Source organism: Thiomonas sp. UBA7699, assembly GCF_002482605.1.
In the GTDB taxonomy this organism is placed as follows: Bacteria; Pseudomonadota; Gammaproteobacteria; order Burkholderiales; family Burkholderiaceae_C; genus Thiomonas; species Thiomonas arsenitoxydans.
This window is the reverse complement of sequence record NZ_DLGH01000025.1, coordinates 95,061-112,042: the sequence shown is the minus strand read 5'-3', so window position 1 is coordinate 112,042 and position 16,982 is coordinate 95,061. Positions and strand designations below refer to the sequence as shown.

The window sequence follows — 16,982 nt, the reverse complement described above, 5'->3', positions numbered from 1 at the left end:
CGCCGACTGCACCTTGGCCGGTGCGCGGTTGATTTCGTCGGCCAGCACGATGTCGTGAAACAGCGGCCCGCGCACGAATCGCACCGTGCCCTCGGCGGGGTTGAACACCTCGGTGCCGGTCAGGTCGCCCGGCAGCAGATCGGGGGTGAACTGCACCCGCTGGAAGCTGGCGTGCACCCGGCTAGCGAGCGCCTTGACCGCAGTGGTCTTGGCCAGCCCGGGCAGCCCTTCGAGCAGCAGGTGGCCGCCGGTGAGCAGGCCGATAACCAGACGGTCGAGCAGCGCCGTCTGGCCGACGATGTCGGTGCTGAGTTGCTCGCGCAGGGCGGCGACTTCGGTCTGGTGCGGGTAGGTCATCGTGTTTGTGAAATTCAACGCATTGAGCGCATGCGCATGGGCTGATCATAAAAGTCTCGCCAAGCGCGACGTAGCGGAGGAACCCGAAGCCCGGCACGAGGGCCCTCATGGAAACTCTTGATAGACAAACATTCGCGTGTTCGTTAGATTTTTTTCCATGAACTCACGCGAACTCAAAAACCATCTGTACGAACAAGTCGCCCGCATCGGCGCGGCCGTGTCCAGCCCCAAGCGGCTGGAGCTGCTGGAAATATTGGCGCAGGGCGAAAAGCCGGTGGAGGCGCTGGCGCGCGAAGCCGCTATCGACATCAAGCTCGCCAGCGCGCATTTGCGCGTGCTCAAGGGCGCGCAGCTGGTGCAGGTGCGCCAAGACGGCAAGAGCCGCATCTATCGCGTCAGTGGCGCCGACGTGGCCGCGCTGTGGGTGGCGCTGCGCAGCGTGGCCGAAGCGCATGTGGCCGATCTGCAAGTGGTGATGCAGCGCTTGTTCTCCGGCCCCGAGCGGCTCACGCTGGAGAGCAGTCAGACCCTGCTGTACAAGGTGCGCAAGGGCGATGCGGTACTGATCGACGTGCGCCCGGAGGCCGAATACCGCACCGCGCATCTGCCCGAGGCACGCTCGCTGCCGCTGCCCGAACTGGAGGCGCGTTTGCGCGAACTGCCGCGCAGCAAGGAGATCGTGGCCTATTGCCGCGGGCCGTTCTGCGTGATGTCCGACACGGCGGTGAAGCTGCTGGTCGAACGCGGTTTTCGCGCTCGCAAGATCGCCGAGGGCGTGCCGGAATGGCAGGCTGCCGGGCTGCCGCTGGAGCAGGACACAGCGCCCTGACGGCGATGCGCCGCGCAATGTTCCCTCCGCCTGCAAGCCGCTCGGGGGCTGCCGATCTCAACGCGTCCGCCCCGGCCGAGCCCTATCTGCAAGGCATCCGCATCAACCTGCAGCAGTTCATCTGGCAGGCGGCGCAGGTGGGCTTTGTCGGCCTGGTCATCGGCATGGAACGCACTGTGCTGCCGGTGGTGGCGCAGCAAGACTTTGGCGTGCCCAAATCGTCCTTTCTCTACCTGATGAGCTTCGTCATCTCCTTCGGGCTAGTGAAGGGCATGCTCAATTTCGTCGCTGGGCGGCTGTCCGAGCGCATTGGGCGTAAGCCGGTGCTGGTGATGGGCTGGGTGGCGGCCATCCCCATCCCGCTGCTGATCTACTTTGCACCCAACTGGTGGTGGGTGGTGGTGGCGAATCTGTTTCTCGGCATCAACCAGGGTTTCGCCTGGAGCATGACGGTGACCAGCAAGGTGGACATCACCCGCGCCGAGCAACGGGGACTTGCCACCGGCATCAACGAGTTCGCGGGCTATGCCGCGGTGGGGCTGGCGGGCATCGTCACCGGCTATCTGGCGCAGCTCTACGGCCCGCGCCCCGCCCTGCTGGGATTCGCTCTGCTGGTGATTGCCGCAGGGCTTACAACCGCGCTGCTGTTCGTGCGCGAGACCCTGCCCTGGGCGCGCGCCGAGAGCCAGCGTCATGCCGACGGCAAGCATCAGGGCGTCAGGCCAAGGTTCGCCGAAGGGCTGCCCGCGCATCCGTCCTCATTGCAGGTGTTCGCCTTCGTGTCGTTTCGCCACGCCACGTTTTCGGCGCTATGTCAGGCCGGGGTGGCCAACAAGGTGGCCGACACCCTGCTGTGGGTGCTGTTTCCGCTGTATCTGCACGGCCACGGCCTGAGCGTGGTGGACATCGGTTGGGTCACGGGGGTCTATGGCCTGACATGGGGCGCCTCGCAGTTGTGGACCGGGCCGCTGTCGGACCGCATCGGCCGCAAGCCGACCATCGTTTGCGGGCTGTGGCTGCTGGCGGCGGGCGTGGCTGCCGTCACGCTGGTCGCGGGCACAGTCGCCTGGCTGGCTGCCGCCGTGGTGATGGGCGTGGGCATGGCGTTGCTCTATCCCAACCTCATCGCCGCGGTGGCCGACATCTCGCACCCGAACTGGCGCAGTTCCTCGCTGGGCGCCTACCGCTACTGGCGCGACACCGGCTACGCCCTGGGCGCGCTGGTGCTGGGCGCCATTGCGCAGGTTGCCGGGCTGATCGCCCCGGCGTTCTGGTTCACCGCGGCGCTGCTGGCCGCATCAGGGTTTTGGGTGCTGCTGCGCGCGCAGGAAACTCACCCGCGACTTACTTCACCGTCACCGTCCCGGTCATGAAGGTATGCACCGCGCAGTGGTAGGGAAAACTGCCGGGCTTGTCGAAGGTGTGGCTGAACGATTTGCCTGGCTGGAGCAGGCCCGAGTCCCAAAGTTTGGTATCGCTGGTCGTAGTGTGGGCAAAGCTGTCGTCATTGGTCCAGGTCACCGTGGTTCCGGGCGCGACCGTCACCGTGTCGGGATGAAAATTCATGCCCCTGATTTGAATCTGCACCGTGGCCGCCAACGCGCAACATGGCCAGACGAGCAAGGCGAGAATCGCGGTTCTGATGAACGGTCTGCGCATGGCAAGCTCCTGTAGAGCCGTTCAAATTAGACGCACCGCCGCAACGTCGCAACAAGGACATTCCCCATGCCCGATCATCAACGCCCTCGTACACCACCGCCGGAGGCGGCGGCGACGATCTTCCTCGCCTTTCTGCGGCTGGGGCTCACGGCGTTCGGCGGGCCGATTGCGCATCTGGAATATTTCCGCCGCGAGTTCGTCGAGCGACGCGGCTGGCTGTCGGCGCAGGCGTATGGCGATCTGGTGGCGCTGTGCCAGTTCCTGCCCGGTCCGGCGAGTTCGCAAACCGGCATCGGGCTGGGGCTGATGCGCGGCGGTTTGCGCGGCGCGCTGGCCGCCTGGCTGGGCTTCACCCTGCCTTCGGCACTGGCGATGACCGCCTTCGCTCTGCTGCTCACGCATGTCGGCGCGCTAGCCCACGGCACCTGGCTGCACGGGCTCAAACTGGTCGCCGTCGCCGTGGTGGCGCAGGCGCTGTGGGGCATGGGCCGCAGCCTGTGCCCGGATCGGGAGCGCGCCAGTCTGGCGGTGGCGGCTGCGGTGCTGGCCGCGCTGATGCCCGGCGTCAGCGGCCAACTCGCCGTCATTCTTCTCGGCGCGGTGGTCGGGCGCTGGCTGCTGCGCCCCCCGGTGGACGCAGTGCATGCGCCGCTGCATGTGCCGCTGCGTCATCGCAGCGCCGTGGTGCTGCTCGCGGCGTTCGGCGCGCTGCTGGTCGGCTTGCCGCTGCTCGCGGCCAGCTTGCATCAATCCGCGCTGGCGCTGTTTTCCAGCTTCTATCAATCCGGCGCGCTGGTGTTTGGCGGCGGCCATGTGGTGCTGCCGCTGCTGCAGGCCCAGGTCGTTCCGGCAGGCATGGACAACTCCACCTTCCTCGCAGGCTACGGCGCGGCGCAAGCCGTGCCGGGGCCGCTGTTCACCTTCGCCGCGTTTCTGGGCGCTGCTTCGGCGCAGGGGCCGGGTGGCTGGCTGGGCGCGGGCGTGGCGTTGCTGGGTATTTTCCTGCCCAGCTTTCTGCTCGTGGCCGGGGCCTTGCCGCTGTGGAACGGCCTGCGCCATCACCCCGCCATGCGCAGCGCCCTGATGGGCATCAACGCCGCCGTCGTCGGCTTGTTGCTGGCCGCGTTCTACGACCCGGTCTGGACGGCCGCCATCCACACCCCGCGCGACTTCGCCCTGGCGCTGGCCGCGCTGTTGCTGCTGCAAGTCTGGAAGGTTGCGCCGTGGGCGGTGGTGGTCGGCGGTGCAGCGCTCACTGCAATACTGGGCTGGGGGTGATTCCCCGCGCCGCATTGCACCGCCGCCGATGTGCACTTTTTTGAAGCCGGGCGCCGATTGCGCAAGTTTTGAGCGATAGTCGCGTTTCCCGCCCACTGCTGCCACTTGCCGCCATGTACGTCCCTTCCCACTTCGCCATCACTCAGCCGGGCGAATTGCACCGCATCCTTCGCGCACATCCTCTGGGCATTCTGGTCACGCAAACCGGCGGCGGGCTCGATGCCAACCACCTTCCCTTCGAGTTCGATCCGGCGCAGGGTTTGCTGGGCACGCTCATCGGTCACGTGGCCCGCGCCAATCCCGTGTGGCAGCAGTGCAGGAACGGCGCCGAGGTGATGGTCATCTTCCGCGGCGCCGAGGGCTATATCTCGCCGAGCTGGTACCCGAGCAAACATGAGACCCACCGCCAGGTTCCCACCTGGAACTATGAAGTCGTTCATGCCCACGGTCATCTGACCGTCCACGACGATGAAAAATTCGTTCGTGGCGTGGTCGCGCGCCTCACCCGCACACACGAAGCGCAGGAGCCGAAGCCCTGGAAAATGAGCGACTCCGCGCCCGACTATATCGACGCCATGGTGCAAGCCATCGTCGGCATCGAAATCACGGTGTCGCGGCTGGAGGGCAAAGCCAAACTCAGCCAAAACCGGGAATTGCGCGATCGCGAAGGCGCTATCGATGCCTTGCACCAGCGCGGGGATGGCGAATTGGCAGATGCGATGAAAAAGTCCAGTTCGTAACCCGCCGAACTCCGCTCACTCCCCCACCAGCGCCCGTGCGAACGCCTTCGCGTCGAAGGTCTGCAGATCGTCCAGGCTTTCTCCCACGCCGATGAAATACACCGGCACCGGCCGCTCGCGGGCGATGGCCGCGATCACTCCGCCCTTGGCGCTGCCGTCGAGCTTGGTGATGACCAGGCCGGTGAGGCCCAGCGCATCGTCGAAGGCGCGAACCTGCGCCAGGGCGTTCTGGCCGTTGTTGGCGTCGATCACCAGCAGGATTTCGTGCGGCGCGCCGTCCATGGCCTTGGCCGTCACGCGTTTGACTTTTTTCAGCTCCTCCATGAGGTGAAGCTGGGTGGGCAGGCGCCCGGCGGTATCGACGATCACCACGTCCATCTCGCGCGCCTTGCCTGCGCTCACGGCGTCGAAGGCAACGGCGGCCGGGTCGCCGCCGTCTTGCGAGATGACTTGCACCTGATTGCGCTGCCCCCAGGCGACGAGTTGCTCGCGCGCCGCCGCGCGGAAGGTGTCGCCCGCAGCCAGGAGCACTTTTTCATCGGCGCGTAGCAGGTGCTGGGTGAGCTTGCCGATGGTGGTGGTTTTGCCCGCGCCGTTCACGCCCACCATCATCAGCACGGTGGGGTTCTGGCGACCGATGTCGAGCGGCTTTTGCAGGGGACTGAGCAAATCGGCCAGCGCGTCGGCGAGCAGGCCGCGAACTTGGGCGGGGGTTTCGGCGCGGGCCGATTTCACGCGCCGACGCAGATCAGCCAGCAGCGCGGTGGTGGCGGGCATGCCGGCGTCGGCCATGATGAGGGCCGATTCGAGTTCTTCGTACAGCGCTTCGTCGATCTTGCTGCCGCCGAACAGGCCGCTGATGCCCGAGCCGGTCTTTCGCAGGCCAGAGCGCAGGCGGCTGAACCAGCCGGAAGTCGGCTGCTCTTCGGCGACGAGCACGACAGCCTGCGATGTCTCGGGCTCAGACCTCGTCGCAACGGCGGGGTCCACGGCCTGTGCGGCTTCAGCGGGCGCGTCCAGTTGCAGTGCGGCAAGCGCGGTGATCGCCTCAGGCGCAACCTCGGCCGTCGCCTCGGGCACGGCGGTTTCGGGAGCGGATTTGCGTTTGAAAAAGCGGAACATGGACAACCGATCGAAGAAAAGAGGACAAGATGATGCACGACAGACTCCTACAATTTACCTGCCCATGAATACCCAGTCTCCAGGCCATCGCGCCCCAAACCCTTCCGTCCGCCCCCGCCGCGCGCACAGCGGCGAAGTCCGCATCATTGGCGGGCTGTGGAAACGCAGCAAGCTCGCCGTGCCCGATCTGCCGGGACTGCGCCCCACGCCAGACCGGGTGCGCGAGACCGTGTTCAACTGGCTCGGCCAGACGCTGGCCGGTCTGCGCGTGCTCGATCTCTACGCCGGCAGCGGCGCCCTCGGGCTGGAAGCGGCCTCGCGCGGCGCGGCCTCGGTGTTGCTGATCGAACAGCATCCTCGCTGCGTGGTCGCGATTGCCGCCGCCGCGCAGCGTCTCGGCGCGACACAGGTGCAGGTGCGAGGCGCCGATGCGCTCTCCTGCGCGCACAGCCTGGCGCGTGCCGGCGAACGCTTCGACATCGTGTTCATCGACCCGCCCTATGTCAGTGCGCAACAACTCGCCGCGCTGCAGGCGGTGCAGCCGCTGGTCGCATCACAAGGTCTGGTTTATGTGGAGACCGATAGGGCCGAGCTCTTCGATACGCTGGAAACCGAGGGCTGGGCTGTCTGGCGACGGGGTCGGGCCGGTCAGGTGCACTTTGCTTTGCTGCGGCGCAACACTGTCGACGCGCTGGCGCCGCAAAACCCCTAAACTGCACGTCCTTTCCACGCTTACAACCCGTTGCCATGCTGCTCGCCATCTACCCCGGCACCTTCGACCCGCTCACGCGCGGCCATGAAGACCTGGTGCGTCGCGCCAGCAAGTTGTGCGACAGGTTGTTGGTCGCCATCGCCGCCGGTCACCACAAGAACGCCATGTTCACCCTGGAAGAGCGGCTGGACATCGCACGCGAGGTGCTCTCGCCCTATCCCAACGTCGAAGTCAGCGGCTTCACCGGACTGTTGCGCGATTTCGTCGTGGCGCGCGGCGCCCAGGTGGTGGTGCGCGGGCTGCGTGCGGTCAGCGACTTCGAGTACGAATTCCAGATGGCCGGCATGAACCGCCAACTCATGCCCGACGTCGAAACCCTGTTTCTCACCCCGGCCGATCAGTACCAGTTCATTTCCGGGACGTTCGTGCGGGAAATCGCCATGCTCGGAGGCGACGTGAGCAAATTCGTGGTTCCCTTGGTGATGGAGCGGCTGCAGGCCAAGGTGGCCCAGCGGCGCACCGCCCCGACCTGAAGATCATCATGGCCCTGTGGATCACCGACGACTGCATCAACTGCGATGTGTGCGAGCCCGAATGCCCGAACGAGGCGATTTTCATGGGCCCGGAAATTTATGAAATCAACCCCGACCGCTGCACCGAGTGCGTAGGGCATTTCGACACGCCGCAATGCGTGCAGATCTGCCCGGTGAACTGCATTCCGGTGCGCCCCGATCGGGTGGAAAGCAAAGATCAGTTGATGGAAAAGTATCGTCGGCTGACCGCGGCGAAAGCGCCCGTTTCCTGAAAGAGCCGTTGCTGCGTCAGGGCGCGGCGTCGGAGCTCGGCGGAATGACTACGCGGCGTTCCCGAGTTTGTTGAAGGCGGTGTTTGTAGCGCGCTGCGTGCGCTTTCTCAGCCGCCCTTTTCGCTTTTTTTGCCTCGCGCTGCTGCAAGGCCAGTAGGCGTTTTTGCTCGCGATAGACCGCTGCCGCTCTCTGCTGCTCTTGCGCCGCCTGCGCCGCGCGTTCCTGGTCGCGGGCATCGAGCAGCGCATTCAGCCGCTGCTGTTGCACTTGGGCTTGTTCGCGTTGTTCGGGGGTGCGGGCGTCCTGAGTAGGCACGGTCTGGCCCGATGCGCAAGGCTGGTGCGAGTAGGTGTTGCCGCAACGCCAGACGGGTGCGGTGGGGCTTTCGGCTGAAGGTTCGGCGGTTTGGGCCCCGACGGATACGGCGCCCACCGCCATCAACATGCCCACGCCGAACCGCACCAGATTGCACATGGCTTCAGCCCTTCCCCGGCTGGGCCGCGGCGGCCGGCTTGCCGCCGTCGCTGCGGTTGCTGCGATGAAGCTGCATCATCGCCGCTTCGAACTCGCCTTTGAGCAGTTGCGGCAGAACCGCCCGCGATTGCTCCATGGCCTGCTCGATCAGCTTCAGATCGGATTGCGGCGGCTTGCCCAGCACGAAGCCGATCACCGCGCCGCGGTCGCCCGGATGGCCGATGCCCAGGCGCAGACGCCAGAAGTTGGGCGTGCCCAGATGAGCGATGAGATCGCGCAGGCCGTTGTGCCCGGCGTGACCGCCGCCCAGTTTGAGCTTGGCCTGACCCGGCGGCAGATCGAGTTCGTCATGCGCCACCAGAATGTTCTCCGGCGCGATTTTGTAGAAGCGGGCGAACGCGCCGACGGACTGGCCGGATCGGTTCATATAGGTGCTGGGCTCGAGCAGCCAAAGCTCATGCCCCTGCAGACGCACCCGGGCGACATCGCCGAAAAAACCGCGCTCGGGCTTGAGGCTGGCGCCCGCGGCGGTGGCGATCTGATCGACCAGCCAGAAGCCGGCGTTGTGGCGATCGAGGGCGTGTTCAGGCCCGGGATTGCCCAGGCCGACGAGAAGCTGAATCATGCGAAATCCACAGGGATGAAGAGAGACTCATTCTCCGCGCGGCTGACGCTGGAGCAGACCACTGAGCGCGGCCTGCGGCGTGAGTTTGCCGTCGAGCAAACGGCTCACCGCTTCGGTGATCGGCATGGACACGCGGTGCGCGCGGGCGAGTTGCAAGGCCGTCTGCGCGGTATGCACGCCCTCGGCCACATGACCCAGCGTGGCCACAATATGGTCGAGCCGCTGCCCCTGCGCCAGCGCCAGGCCGACGCGGCGGTTGCGCGACAGATCGCCGGTGGCGGTGAGCACCAGATCGCCCAGACCGCTCAGGCCCATGAAAGTATCGACCTGCCCGCCCAGCGCCACGCCCAGCCGCGAAAGCTCGGCCAGCCCACGGGTGATGAGCGCCGCGCGCGCGTTGTTGCCCAGGCCCATGCCGTCACTCACCCCGGTAGCGATGGCCAGCACATTCTTCACCGCGCCGCCCACCTCCACGCCCACGACATCGGGCGTGGCGTAGATGCGCATCGCTCCGTGATGCAGGGCCGCCACGGCCGACTGACGCAGAGCGGCGTCGGTGCTAGCCAGAGTGAGCGCCACGGGCAGACCGCGAGCGACCTCCAGCGCAAAACTCGGGCCGGAGAGCGCACCGGTCGCCGGAGGCCCATCCATGCCAGCGAACACGGCGTCGATCACCGCATGCGGCAGCAGCCCGCTGCCCTGCTCGAAGCCCTTGCACAGCCAGACCAGTTGCTGCACGCGCGCGCCCTGCGGCTTGTCGGCGTTGAAAATCCGCACCGCCTGCGCGGCAGCCCGCAGGCCGGAGACCGGCACCGCCAGCAACAGCAGACCATGGGGGCCGGCCGCGTGGCGCAGCGCCGCGTCGAGGTCGGCCGTAACGGTCAAAGTCGGCGGCAAGGGCACATCCGGCAGATAGGCGGCATTGACCCGCTCCGCCTGCAAGCGCTGCATCTGCGCCGTGTCGCGGCCCCAGAGCAAGACGGCCTGATGCGCCGCGATCTGACAGGCGATGCCCGTGCCCCAGGCACCGGCGCCGAGCACAGTCAGCGAGCGAGGCGGTTGTGACGACATCAGCCGTTAAAACGATCAGAACAAATCAGTTCAGGCGGTCGGGGGTGATGATGGAAGGTGCGTCATTGGCGGCCTGCTGTTGCGCCTGTTGCTGCTCGTACATGGCCTGGAAGTTGATTTCGGCCAGATGCACCGGCGGAAAGCCCGCGCGGGTGATGGCGTCGGCCAGATTGGCGCGCAGATACGGATAGACGGTCTGCGGACAGGCAATGCCCAGCAGCATGTCGGCATGTTCCTGCGGAATGTTGCGTAGTTCGAAAATACCGGCCTGCTTGCCTTCCACCAGAAACAGCACGCGGTCTTGCATGCGGGCTGTAATGGTCGCCGCCACGGTAATTTCGAACAGCCCCTCGACCACGGGCTGCGCTTCCACGCTCATTTGCACGTCCACATTGGGCTGCTGCTGCTCCAGCAGGATTTGCGGCGAATTGGGCTGCTCCAGCGACAGGTCTTTCAGATAGCAACGCTGAAGCATGAAAACCGGATCGGCAGACTGCGTGTTCTCGGGGGTGGCGCTCATCAAAAATTCTCCATGGAAAAAAGCCCGCAGAATGCGGGCGTCGATTGCTTGTGGCTGATTCTAGGCCTGCCTCATGACAGCCCCGCCAGACCCATTGGCAAGCCGGGCTGCTGGATGAGCCGAGCGGGCTTCAGGCGGCGTCGCGCAGCAGGGGCATCAGGCCGCCCCGGGCGTCGAGGGCGTAGAGATCGTCGCAGCCGCCCACATGGATGTCGCCTATGAAAACCTGCGGCACGGTGCGGCGTCCGGTGGACGCCATCATGTGCTGGCGCTGACCCGGATCGAGATCGATGCGGATTTCTTCAATGTCCACCACGCCGCGTTTTTGCAACAGCGCCTTGGCGCGAATGCAATAGGGACAGACGGCAGAGGTGTACATGCGAACCTTGTTCATACGAAAGTCATCCTTTTTCAACCGGCAGCCCGGCTTCGCGCCAAGAGCGCATCCCGCCCGACACCGCCGCAGCGTTCACAAAACCCTGCTTGCGAAGTTGGGCCGCGGCGCGCTTGGCCCGCATGCCCGATGCGCACATGATCAGCACCGGCGTGTTTTTGTCTTTGGGGAGATCACTCAAGCGCTTGTCGAGCTGGCCCAGCGGAATGCTCTTGCTGCCCACGGCATGGCCGGCCTGAAATTCATTGGGCTCGCAGACGTCAATGATCACGCCCTTTTCGCGGTTGACCTTGAGCACGGCCTGAGCCGCACTGACGCCATCCGACCCGGACGCGCCGCCGTAGGAACTCCACAGCAGCATGCCGCCGGAAGTCAGGGCAATGAGCACGAGCGCCCAGTTTTCGATGAGGAACTGCACTTCAGTTTTCTCCTTGAGAAGGTGAAATTCTAAAAAATCAAATCTGCTTGCGCTGATGTATGGTTTTGTTCCATCTGCCGCATGGCGTGCGTAGGGCACCGATTGCTGCAGTGCAGCGACATTCTGCAGCTGGACTACTATTGTCCTGTGCTCCGCATTGTTTCACTCCTTCGCACTTCGAGACCTCCCATGTACAAACTCGTCATGCTGCGCCACGGTGAATCCACCTGGAATCAGCAAAACCGCTTTACCGGCTGGACCGATGTCGATCTGACCGAGCAAGGCATCCGCGAAGCCCGCGCCGCCGGGCGCCTGCTCAAGGAACTGGGTTACAGCTTCGACCTGACCTATACCTCGGTGCTCAAGCGCGCCGTGCGCACCCTGTGGCTCACGCTCGACGAGCTCGACGCCATGTGGCTGCCCGTGGTGCACACTTGGCGGCTCAACGAGCGCCACTACGGCGCGCTGCAAGGTTTGAACAAGGCGGAAACCGCCGCCAAGTACGGCGACGAACAGGTGCACATCTGGCGCCGCAGCTACGACACCCCGCCCCCGCCGCTCGACGAAACCCATCGTCTGGAACTGGCCGCCGATCCGCGCTATGCCCGCCTCAAACCCGAAGAGCTGCCGCTGACCGAGTGCCTGAAAGACACCATCGCGCGGGTTCTGCCGTTCTGGCACGAGTCGCTGGCTCCGGCCATCAAGGCGGGCAAGCGCACGCTGGTGGTGTCGCACGGCAACTCCATGCGCGCCATCATGAAGTACCTGGAAAACATCTCGGACGAAGACATCACCGGGCTGAACATCCCCAACGGCATTCCGCTGGTGTACGAGCTCGACGCCGATCTCAAGCCGCTGCAGCGCTATTACCTCAACGCTGCGGGCGGCAAGGTCTGAGGCAAGGTCTGAGATAGGCCCGCGTGCCTTGTGTCTAATCAGTATCTGTTGACGTTATTCCGCAGACGCCCTGCGGGATGTGCAGTGCTCGCGTCACAAAAATAGCGCTACCCCTATACTGCCCGCTCCTTTAGCAGACACTCCGTTTGATCCACCATGGCCAGTAAATTTCGAGTCGCAGCCTGGGTTGTCGTTGGTGCCATCACCGGCATCATGGCGACCCTGCAAGTCCAGGCGCTGGCGCGCAACACCGTTTCGCCGCTACCGCTGGAAGAACTGCAGCAGTTCGCCGCGGTGTACGGACTGATCAAGGCCGACTTCTTTGAGCCGGTCGATGGCAAGAAACTGATCGAAAACGCCATCAACGGCATGGTGAACAACCTCGATCCGCACTCGGAATATCTGGACAAGAAGAACTTCAAGGACTTCAAGGAAAGCACCAGCGGCAAATTCGTCGGCGTGGGCATCGAAATCGCCGCCGAAGATGGATTGGTGAAAGTGGTTTCGCCCATCGAGGGCTCGCCTGCTGCCCGGGCTGGCATTCATGCGGGCGACCTGATTACCCGCATCGACAATACCGCCGTCAAGGGTCTGAGCCTGAGCGACGCGGTCAAGCTCATGCGCGGCAAGCCGGGCACCAAGGTCACCCTCACCGTGCTGCGCAAGTCGGAAAACCGCACCCTCACCTTCACCGTGACCCGCGAGCTGATACAGGTGCAGAGCGTCAAGGGCAAGATGATCGCCCCGGGCTATGGCTGGATTCGTATCACCCAGTTCCAGGCGGACACGCTGAGCAGCTTCGTCAAAAAAATCGACGCGCTGTACAAGGAAGACCCGAACATGAAGGGCCTGATCCTCGATCTGCGCAACGATCCGGGCGGTCTGCTCGAAAGCGCCGTGGGCGTGGCTTCGGTGTTCCTGCCGAACGACGCCGTGATCGTCAGCACCAAGGGGCAGATGCCTGAGGCCAACTCCACCTACCGCAACACCCCGAGTGACTACATGAGCCGCCCGGGCGACAACCCGCTCGACACCCTGCCCGCGGGCGTGAAAACGGTGAAGCTGGTAGTGCTCATCAACGGCGGATCGGCATCGGCCTCCGAAATCGTGACCGGCGCCTTGCAAGACTACAAGCGTGCGGTGGTCATGGGCACGCTGTCCTTCGGCAAAGGCTCGGTGCAGACCGTGCTGCCGCTCGGGCCCGATACAGCGCTCAAGCTCACCACGGCGCGCTACTACACCCCCAACGGCCAGTCGATCCAGGGCAAGGGCATCACCCCGAATTACGAGGTTGACCCGTTGGAGAGCGGCGACCCCTACGCCGCGCTGCGCATGCGCGAGATCGACTACAAGAACCAGATCGGCACCGGCAACGAGTCGGCCGACTCCAAGCGGGTCGAAGAAGATGTGCGCAAGCAGGAAGAAGCCCGGCGCCTGCTCGAAGCCGAACTCCAGAAAGACCCGAACAAGTTGCCGAAATTGCCCGAGTACGGCAGCAAGGAAGACTGGCAGGTGACGCAGGCGATGAATTATCTGGAAGGCAAGCCGGTCATCACGGCCAAGCAGCCGGCCAGCACGGCCAAGGCGAAAACCCCAGCCACGTCGGCTGCAGCCAGCGGCCCGAAGGCGGACGCCAGCGGCGCCACCAAGAGCAAGTAAGAACGAGCCATCGTCCGAGAGGGCGATGGCACCCGGCATGTCTCTCGACGATCGCCAACTGCTGCGTTATTCACGGCACATCCTGCTTGACGAAATCGGCATCGAAGGCCAGGAGCGCATCTGCGCGGGCCGCGCCCTCATTCTCGGCGCCGGCGGTCTGGGTTCGCCCGCAGCGCTCTACCTGGCCAGTGCGGGGGTCGGCCGCATCACCCTGGTGGACGACGATACGGTCGACCTGACCAACCTGCAACGGCAGATCGCCCATACCGAGGCGCGAATCGGACAGCGCAAGGTCGATTCCGCGCGCGAGGCGATGCGACAGATCAACCCGCCTATCGAGGTCGATGTAATCGCCCGCCGCGCCGACGCAGCCCTGCTCGACGACCTCGTCTCGGCCGCAGACGTTGCCCTGGATTGCAGCGACAACTTCGCCACCCGTCAGGCGCTGAACCGCGCCTGCGTCGCGCGCAGCGTGCCTCTGGTCAGCGGTGCGGCTATCCGCTTTGCGGGCCAGGTCAGCGTGTTCGACACCCGCCGCGATGCGCAGGGTGGGCGCGGGCCCTGTTATGCCTGCCTGTTTCCGCCAGATGCGCCGGTGGAAGAAGTGCAGTGCGCCACCATGGGCGTGCTCGCCCCTTTGGTCGGTCTGGTCGGCAGTCTGCAGGCCGTTGAAGCGCTGAAAATCCTCAGTCAAACCGGCAAAACCTTGCGCGGCAAGCTGTTGTTGATCGATGCACTGGACACTGATTTCCAGACCATCAACCTGCCGCGCAACCCGCACTGTCCGGTCTGCGGCGACCTGCACCCCCACGGCTGAGAACCCCGACAGTCAAAACCCCGTTGCCAACGCCTGCCGCAAGTGCTCGACCAGCAGTTGAATGGCGCGGGGCGTATTGGGACTCCAGGGGCGGATCGCGTAGATCGCCTGCCCGAAAAACCCCACGGCCCGCCATTGAGGCAATACCGCACGCAGCGTGGATGAGCGCCCGCCCAAGTCGAGGCTGAAGTCGGGCGCCAGGGCGATGCCCAGGCCGGCGCGTGCCGCCTCGCGCAGCACTTCGCTGGTGTTGGCGCGCAGCGGCCCCTGTACGGTGACGCGCACACGCTGGGGCTCCGCGTCCTTGGCGTCTGGCTGCTCGAACATCCACACCGCCGCTCCGGGCCGCAAATAGGTCAGACAGGCGTGCTGCGCGAGTTCTGCAGGATGTTGCGGCTGGCCATGCCGACGCAGATACGCGGCACTGGCCACCAGCAGCGAGCGCGTGTCGCACAGTTTCCAGGCCACATGGTTTTCGGGCGGCGCGGCTACATGGCGCACGGCCAGATCGAAGCCTTCCTGCGGCAGATTGCTCAGCCGGTCTGACAACTCCAGCTCCACCTGAATATCGGAATACTTGCGCAGAAAGCTCAACAAGTGCGGCGCCACATGCTGGCGTCCCAAGGCAACGGGTGCGGTCACGCGCACCAGACCTCGCGGCGTTTCCGCCAGATCGTGCACCGCCCCCACGCTGCGCACGATGTGGGCGAATGCGGGCGCCGTCTCGTCCACCAGTCGCTGCCCGGCCTCAGTCAGCCGCAGGGTGCGCGTGGTTCGGCGCACCAGCGGCACGCCGATACGGCGCTCCAGTGCGGCAAGCTGCTGACTCACCGCCGCCTTGGAGACCCCGAGTCGCTGTGCGGCAGCCGTCAGGCTGCCCTGAGCGGCAATGGCGCCCAGCCAGTGCACTTGCTGCCAGAGCAAGTCGTCACGCGGGGGCGAAATGGTGGACATGGCGATCTCCTCCGGTCTATTTGTTCGTTTTTCTAAACAATGTTGTCAGTTTAGATCGCTATGCAAACGCGCAGGCGGCTCATAGACTTGTCGCCATTCCACATTCTTCCGTTCACAGGAGACTCGCTCATGGGCGCACCTCACCCGTTCACTGGCGCCGCCGATGCGGCGCATTTCATCGCTGGCCGCATCGTCTCGGTCGAAGGCGCGCGCAAGCAGGCCATATTCAACCCGGCCACGGGTGCGGTATCGCGCCAGGTTGAGCTGGCCGATGCGGCGCAGGTGGATGCCGCCGTCGCCGCCGCACACGCCGCGTTTCCGAAATGGGCCGATATGCCGCCTGTGCGCCGCGCCCGGGTGATGTTCAAGTTTCTCGATCTGCTCAACCAGCACCGCGACACCCTGGCCGCCATGATCACTGCCGAGCACGGCAAGGTGTTCACCGACGCGCAGGGAGAGGTCACGCGCGGTATCGAAATCGTGGAGTTCGCCTGCGGCATTCCGCAACTGCTCAAGGGCGACTACACCGAGCAGGTGTCCACCGGCATCGACAACTGGACGATGCGCCAGCCGCTGGGCGTGGTGGCCGGCGTCACCCCGTTCAACTTCCCCTGCATGGTGCCGATGTGGATGTTCCCGGTGGCCATCGCGGCGGGCAATTCCTTCGTGCTCAAGCCCAGCCCGCTCGATCCGTCTCCCAGCCTGCTCATGGCCGAATTGCTCAAACTAGCCGGCCTGCCCGACGGCGTGTTCAACGTCGTGCAGGGCGACAAGGTGGCGGTCGACGCCCTGCTGGCGAACCCGGACGTCAAGGCCATCAGCTTTGTCGGCTCGACCCCGGTGGCGCATCACATTGCGCAAGAGGCCGCACGCCAGGGCAAGCGCGTGCAGGCGCTGGGCGGTGCCAAGAACCACATGGTGGTGATGCCCGACGCCGACCTCGATCAAGTCGTGGACGCGCTCATCGGCAGCGCCTTCGGCTCGGCGGGCGAACGCTGCATGGCCATCTCGGTAGGCGTGCTGGTGGGCGATGTGGCCGAAAAAATTCTGCCCCGGCTGGTCGAGCGCACGCAGGCGCTGAAGGTGAAGAACGGCATGGAGCTCGATGCCGAAATGGGCCCCATCGTCACCGAGGCGGCGCGCGAGCGCATCACCGGCCTGATCGACTCCGGCGTGCAGCAAGGCGCGAAGCTGCTGGTGGACGGTCGCGGTCTTGCAGTGCCCGGACATGAAAAAGGTTTCTGGATCGGCGGCACGATGTTCGATCAGGTCACCCCCGACATGCGCATCTATCAGGAAGAAATCTTCGGCCCGGTGCTCTCCTGCGTGCGCGTGCCCGACTTCGCCTCGGCGCTCGAGCTCGTGAACGCGCATGCCTACGGCAACGGCGTGGCCTGCTTCACCCGCGACGGCCATGTGGCGCGCGAATTCGGCCGCCGGGTGCAGGCCGGCATGGTGGGTATTAACGTGCCCATTCCCGTACCGATGGCCTGGCATGGCTTCGGCGGCTGGAAAGCCAGCCTGTTTGGCGACATGCATGCCTATGGCGAAGAAGGCGTGCGCTTCTACACCAAGCAGAAGAGCATCATGCAGCGCTGGCCGGAAAGCACGCCCAAGGGCGCCGAGTTCGTCATGCCCACGTCCAAGTAA

Annotated in this window: 21 protein-coding genes; 11 read left to right on the top strand and 10 right to left on the bottom strand. The window is 65.1% G+C overall.

Annotated elements, in window-relative coordinates:
* Positions 1-357, bottom strand: a 357-nt coding sequence (locus B3H47_RS11640; protein WP_286987084.1) for an AAA family ATPase, incomplete at its 3' end; no start/stop codon positions are given.
* Between the two features lie 157 nt (positions 358-514).
* Here B3H47_RS11640 and B3H47_RS11635 point away from each other — a divergent pair.
* Positions 515-1,186, top strand: a complete 672-nt coding sequence (locus tag B3H47_RS11635; RefSeq protein WP_276709279.1) for an ArsR/SmtB family transcription factor — start codon at positions 515-517, stop codon at positions 1,184-1,186.
* 17 nt (positions 1,187-1,203) lie between these two features.
* Positions 1,204-2,559 (top strand): MFS transporter, encoded by a 1,356-nt coding sequence (locus B3H47_RS11630; RefSeq protein ID WP_276709281.1) that lies wholly within the window; start codon positions 1,204-1,206, stop codon positions 2,557-2,559.
* Here the strand turns inward: B3H47_RS11630 and B3H47_RS11625 are convergent.
* Entirely contained in the window at positions 2,531-2,845 is a 315-nt protein-coding gene (locus B3H47_RS11625) for a cupredoxin domain-containing protein (protein ID WP_276709282.1), read from the bottom strand. The genes B3H47_RS11630 and B3H47_RS11625 overlap by 29 nt on opposite strands.
* Before the next feature lie 66 nt (positions 2,846-2,911).
* On the opposite strand from B3H47_RS11625, the gene chrA reads away from it, so the two are divergent.
* Entirely contained in the window at positions 2,912-4,123 is a 1,212-nt protein-coding gene (gene chrA / locus B3H47_RS11620) for a chromate efflux transporter (RefSeq protein WP_276709284.1), read from the top strand.
* Positions 4,124-4,236: 113 nt separating this feature from the next.
* The gene (locus B3H47_RS11615) at positions 4,237-4,863 is read left to right on the top strand and encodes an FMN-binding negative transcriptional regulator (RefSeq protein ID WP_276709287.1); all 627 of its coding nucleotides are present in this window, start codon (positions 4,237-4,239) and stop codon (positions 4,861-4,863) included.
* A 15-nt stretch (positions 4,864-4,878) separates the two neighbouring features.
* Here B3H47_RS11615 and ftsY read toward each other — a convergent pair whose 3' ends face one another.
* Positions 4,879-5,985 carry a signal recognition particle-docking protein FtsY gene (gene ftsY / locus B3H47_RS11610; protein ID WP_276709289.1) on the bottom strand — a complete coding sequence of 369 codons (1,107 nt, stop codon included), beginning with the start codon at positions 5,983-5,985 and terminating at the stop codon, positions 4,879-4,881.
* 64 nt (positions 5,986-6,049) lie between these two features.
* Between ftsY and rsmD the strand changes: the two genes are divergently transcribed.
* Genes rsmD through B3H47_RS11595 form a run of 3 tightly spaced genes read left to right on the top strand, consistent with a single transcriptional unit; the run spans position 6,050 to position 7,502 of the window.
* On the top strand, positions 6,050-6,697 hold the full coding sequence (rsmD, locus tag B3H47_RS11605) for a 16S rRNA (guanine(966)-N(2))-methyltransferase RsmD (RefSeq protein WP_286987083.1): 648 nt from the start codon (positions 6,050-6,052) through the stop codon (positions 6,695-6,697).
* 35 nt (positions 6,698-6,732) lie between these two features.
* Positions 6,733-7,230 (top strand): pantetheine-phosphate adenylyltransferase, encoded by a 498-nt coding sequence (gene coaD / locus B3H47_RS11600; protein ID WP_013105032.1) that lies wholly within the window; start codon positions 6,733-6,735, stop codon positions 7,228-7,230.
* Positions 7,231-7,238: 8 nt separating this feature from the next.
* Entirely contained in the window at positions 7,239-7,502 is a 264-nt protein-coding gene (locus tag B3H47_RS11595; RefSeq protein WP_156053292.1) for a YfhL family 4Fe-4S dicluster ferredoxin, read from the top strand.
* A gap of 16 nt (positions 7,503-7,518) precedes the next feature.
* On the opposite strand, the gene B3H47_RS11590 is transcribed toward B3H47_RS11595, so the two are convergent.
* From B3H47_RS11590 to B3H47_RS11565, 6 genes are all read right to left on the bottom strand, one after another.
* Entirely contained in the window at positions 7,519-7,977 is a 459-nt protein-coding gene (locus tag B3H47_RS11590) for a hypothetical protein (protein WP_276708138.1), read from the bottom strand.
* 4 nt (positions 7,978-7,981) lie between these two features.
* The gene (gene pth, locus B3H47_RS11585; RefSeq protein WP_276708139.1) at positions 7,982-8,602 is read right to left on the bottom strand and encodes an aminoacyl-tRNA hydrolase; all 621 of its coding nucleotides are present in this window, start codon (positions 8,600-8,602) and stop codon (positions 7,982-7,984) included.
* A gap of 27 nt (positions 8,603-8,629) precedes the next feature.
* On the bottom strand, positions 8,630-9,673 hold the full coding sequence (locus B3H47_RS11580; RefSeq protein ID WP_276708141.1) for an NAD(P)H-dependent glycerol-3-phosphate dehydrogenase: 1,044 nt from the start codon (positions 9,671-9,673) through the stop codon (positions 8,630-8,632).
* A gap of 25 nt (positions 9,674-9,698) precedes the next feature.
* Positions 9,699-10,193, bottom strand: a complete 495-nt coding sequence (secB, locus tag B3H47_RS11575) for a protein-export chaperone SecB (RefSeq protein ID WP_013105027.1) — start codon at positions 10,191-10,193, stop codon at positions 9,699-9,701.
* 130 nt (positions 10,194-10,323) lie between these two features.
* A complete protein-coding gene (gene grxC / locus B3H47_RS11570; RefSeq protein WP_276708143.1) occupies positions 10,324-10,587 on the bottom strand; it encodes a glutaredoxin 3 in 264 nt (87 codons plus the stop codon).
* Between the two features lie 7 nt (positions 10,588-10,594).
* On the bottom strand, positions 10,595-11,005 hold the full coding sequence (locus B3H47_RS11565) for a rhodanese-like domain-containing protein (protein ID WP_013105025.1): 411 nt from the start codon (positions 11,003-11,005) through the stop codon (positions 10,595-10,597).
* A gap of 189 nt (positions 11,006-11,194) precedes the next feature.
* Here B3H47_RS11565 and gpmA point away from each other — a divergent pair, with 189 nt between their 5' ends.
* From gpmA to B3H47_RS11550, 3 genes are all read left to right on the top strand, one after another.
* Positions 11,195-11,902, top strand: a complete 708-nt coding sequence (gene gpmA / locus B3H47_RS11560) for a 2,3-diphosphoglycerate-dependent phosphoglycerate mutase (RefSeq protein WP_156053296.1) — start codon at positions 11,195-11,197, stop codon at positions 11,900-11,902.
* A gap of 156 nt (positions 11,903-12,058) precedes the next feature.
* Entirely contained in the window at positions 12,059-13,561 is a 1,503-nt protein-coding gene (locus tag B3H47_RS11555; RefSeq protein WP_286987082.1) for a S41 family peptidase, read from the top strand.
* A 25-nt stretch (positions 13,562-13,586) separates the two neighbouring features.
* Entirely contained in the window at positions 13,587-14,378 is a 792-nt protein-coding gene (locus tag B3H47_RS11550) for a HesA/MoeB/ThiF family protein (protein WP_276708147.1), read from the top strand.
* A 12-nt stretch (positions 14,379-14,390) separates the two neighbouring features.
* On the opposite strand, the gene B3H47_RS11545 is transcribed toward B3H47_RS11550, so the two are convergent.
* Entirely contained in the window at positions 14,391-15,332 is a 942-nt protein-coding gene (locus B3H47_RS11545) for a LysR family transcriptional regulator (RefSeq protein WP_276708148.1), read from the bottom strand.
* 129 nt (positions 15,333-15,461) lie between these two features.
* Here B3H47_RS11545 and B3H47_RS11540 point away from each other — a divergent pair, with 129 nt between their 5' ends.
* Positions 15,462-16,982, top strand: coding sequence for a CoA-acylating methylmalonate-semialdehyde dehydrogenase (locus tag B3H47_RS11540; protein ID WP_276708149.1), 1,521 nt, complete (start codon positions 15,462-15,464; stop codon positions 16,980-16,982).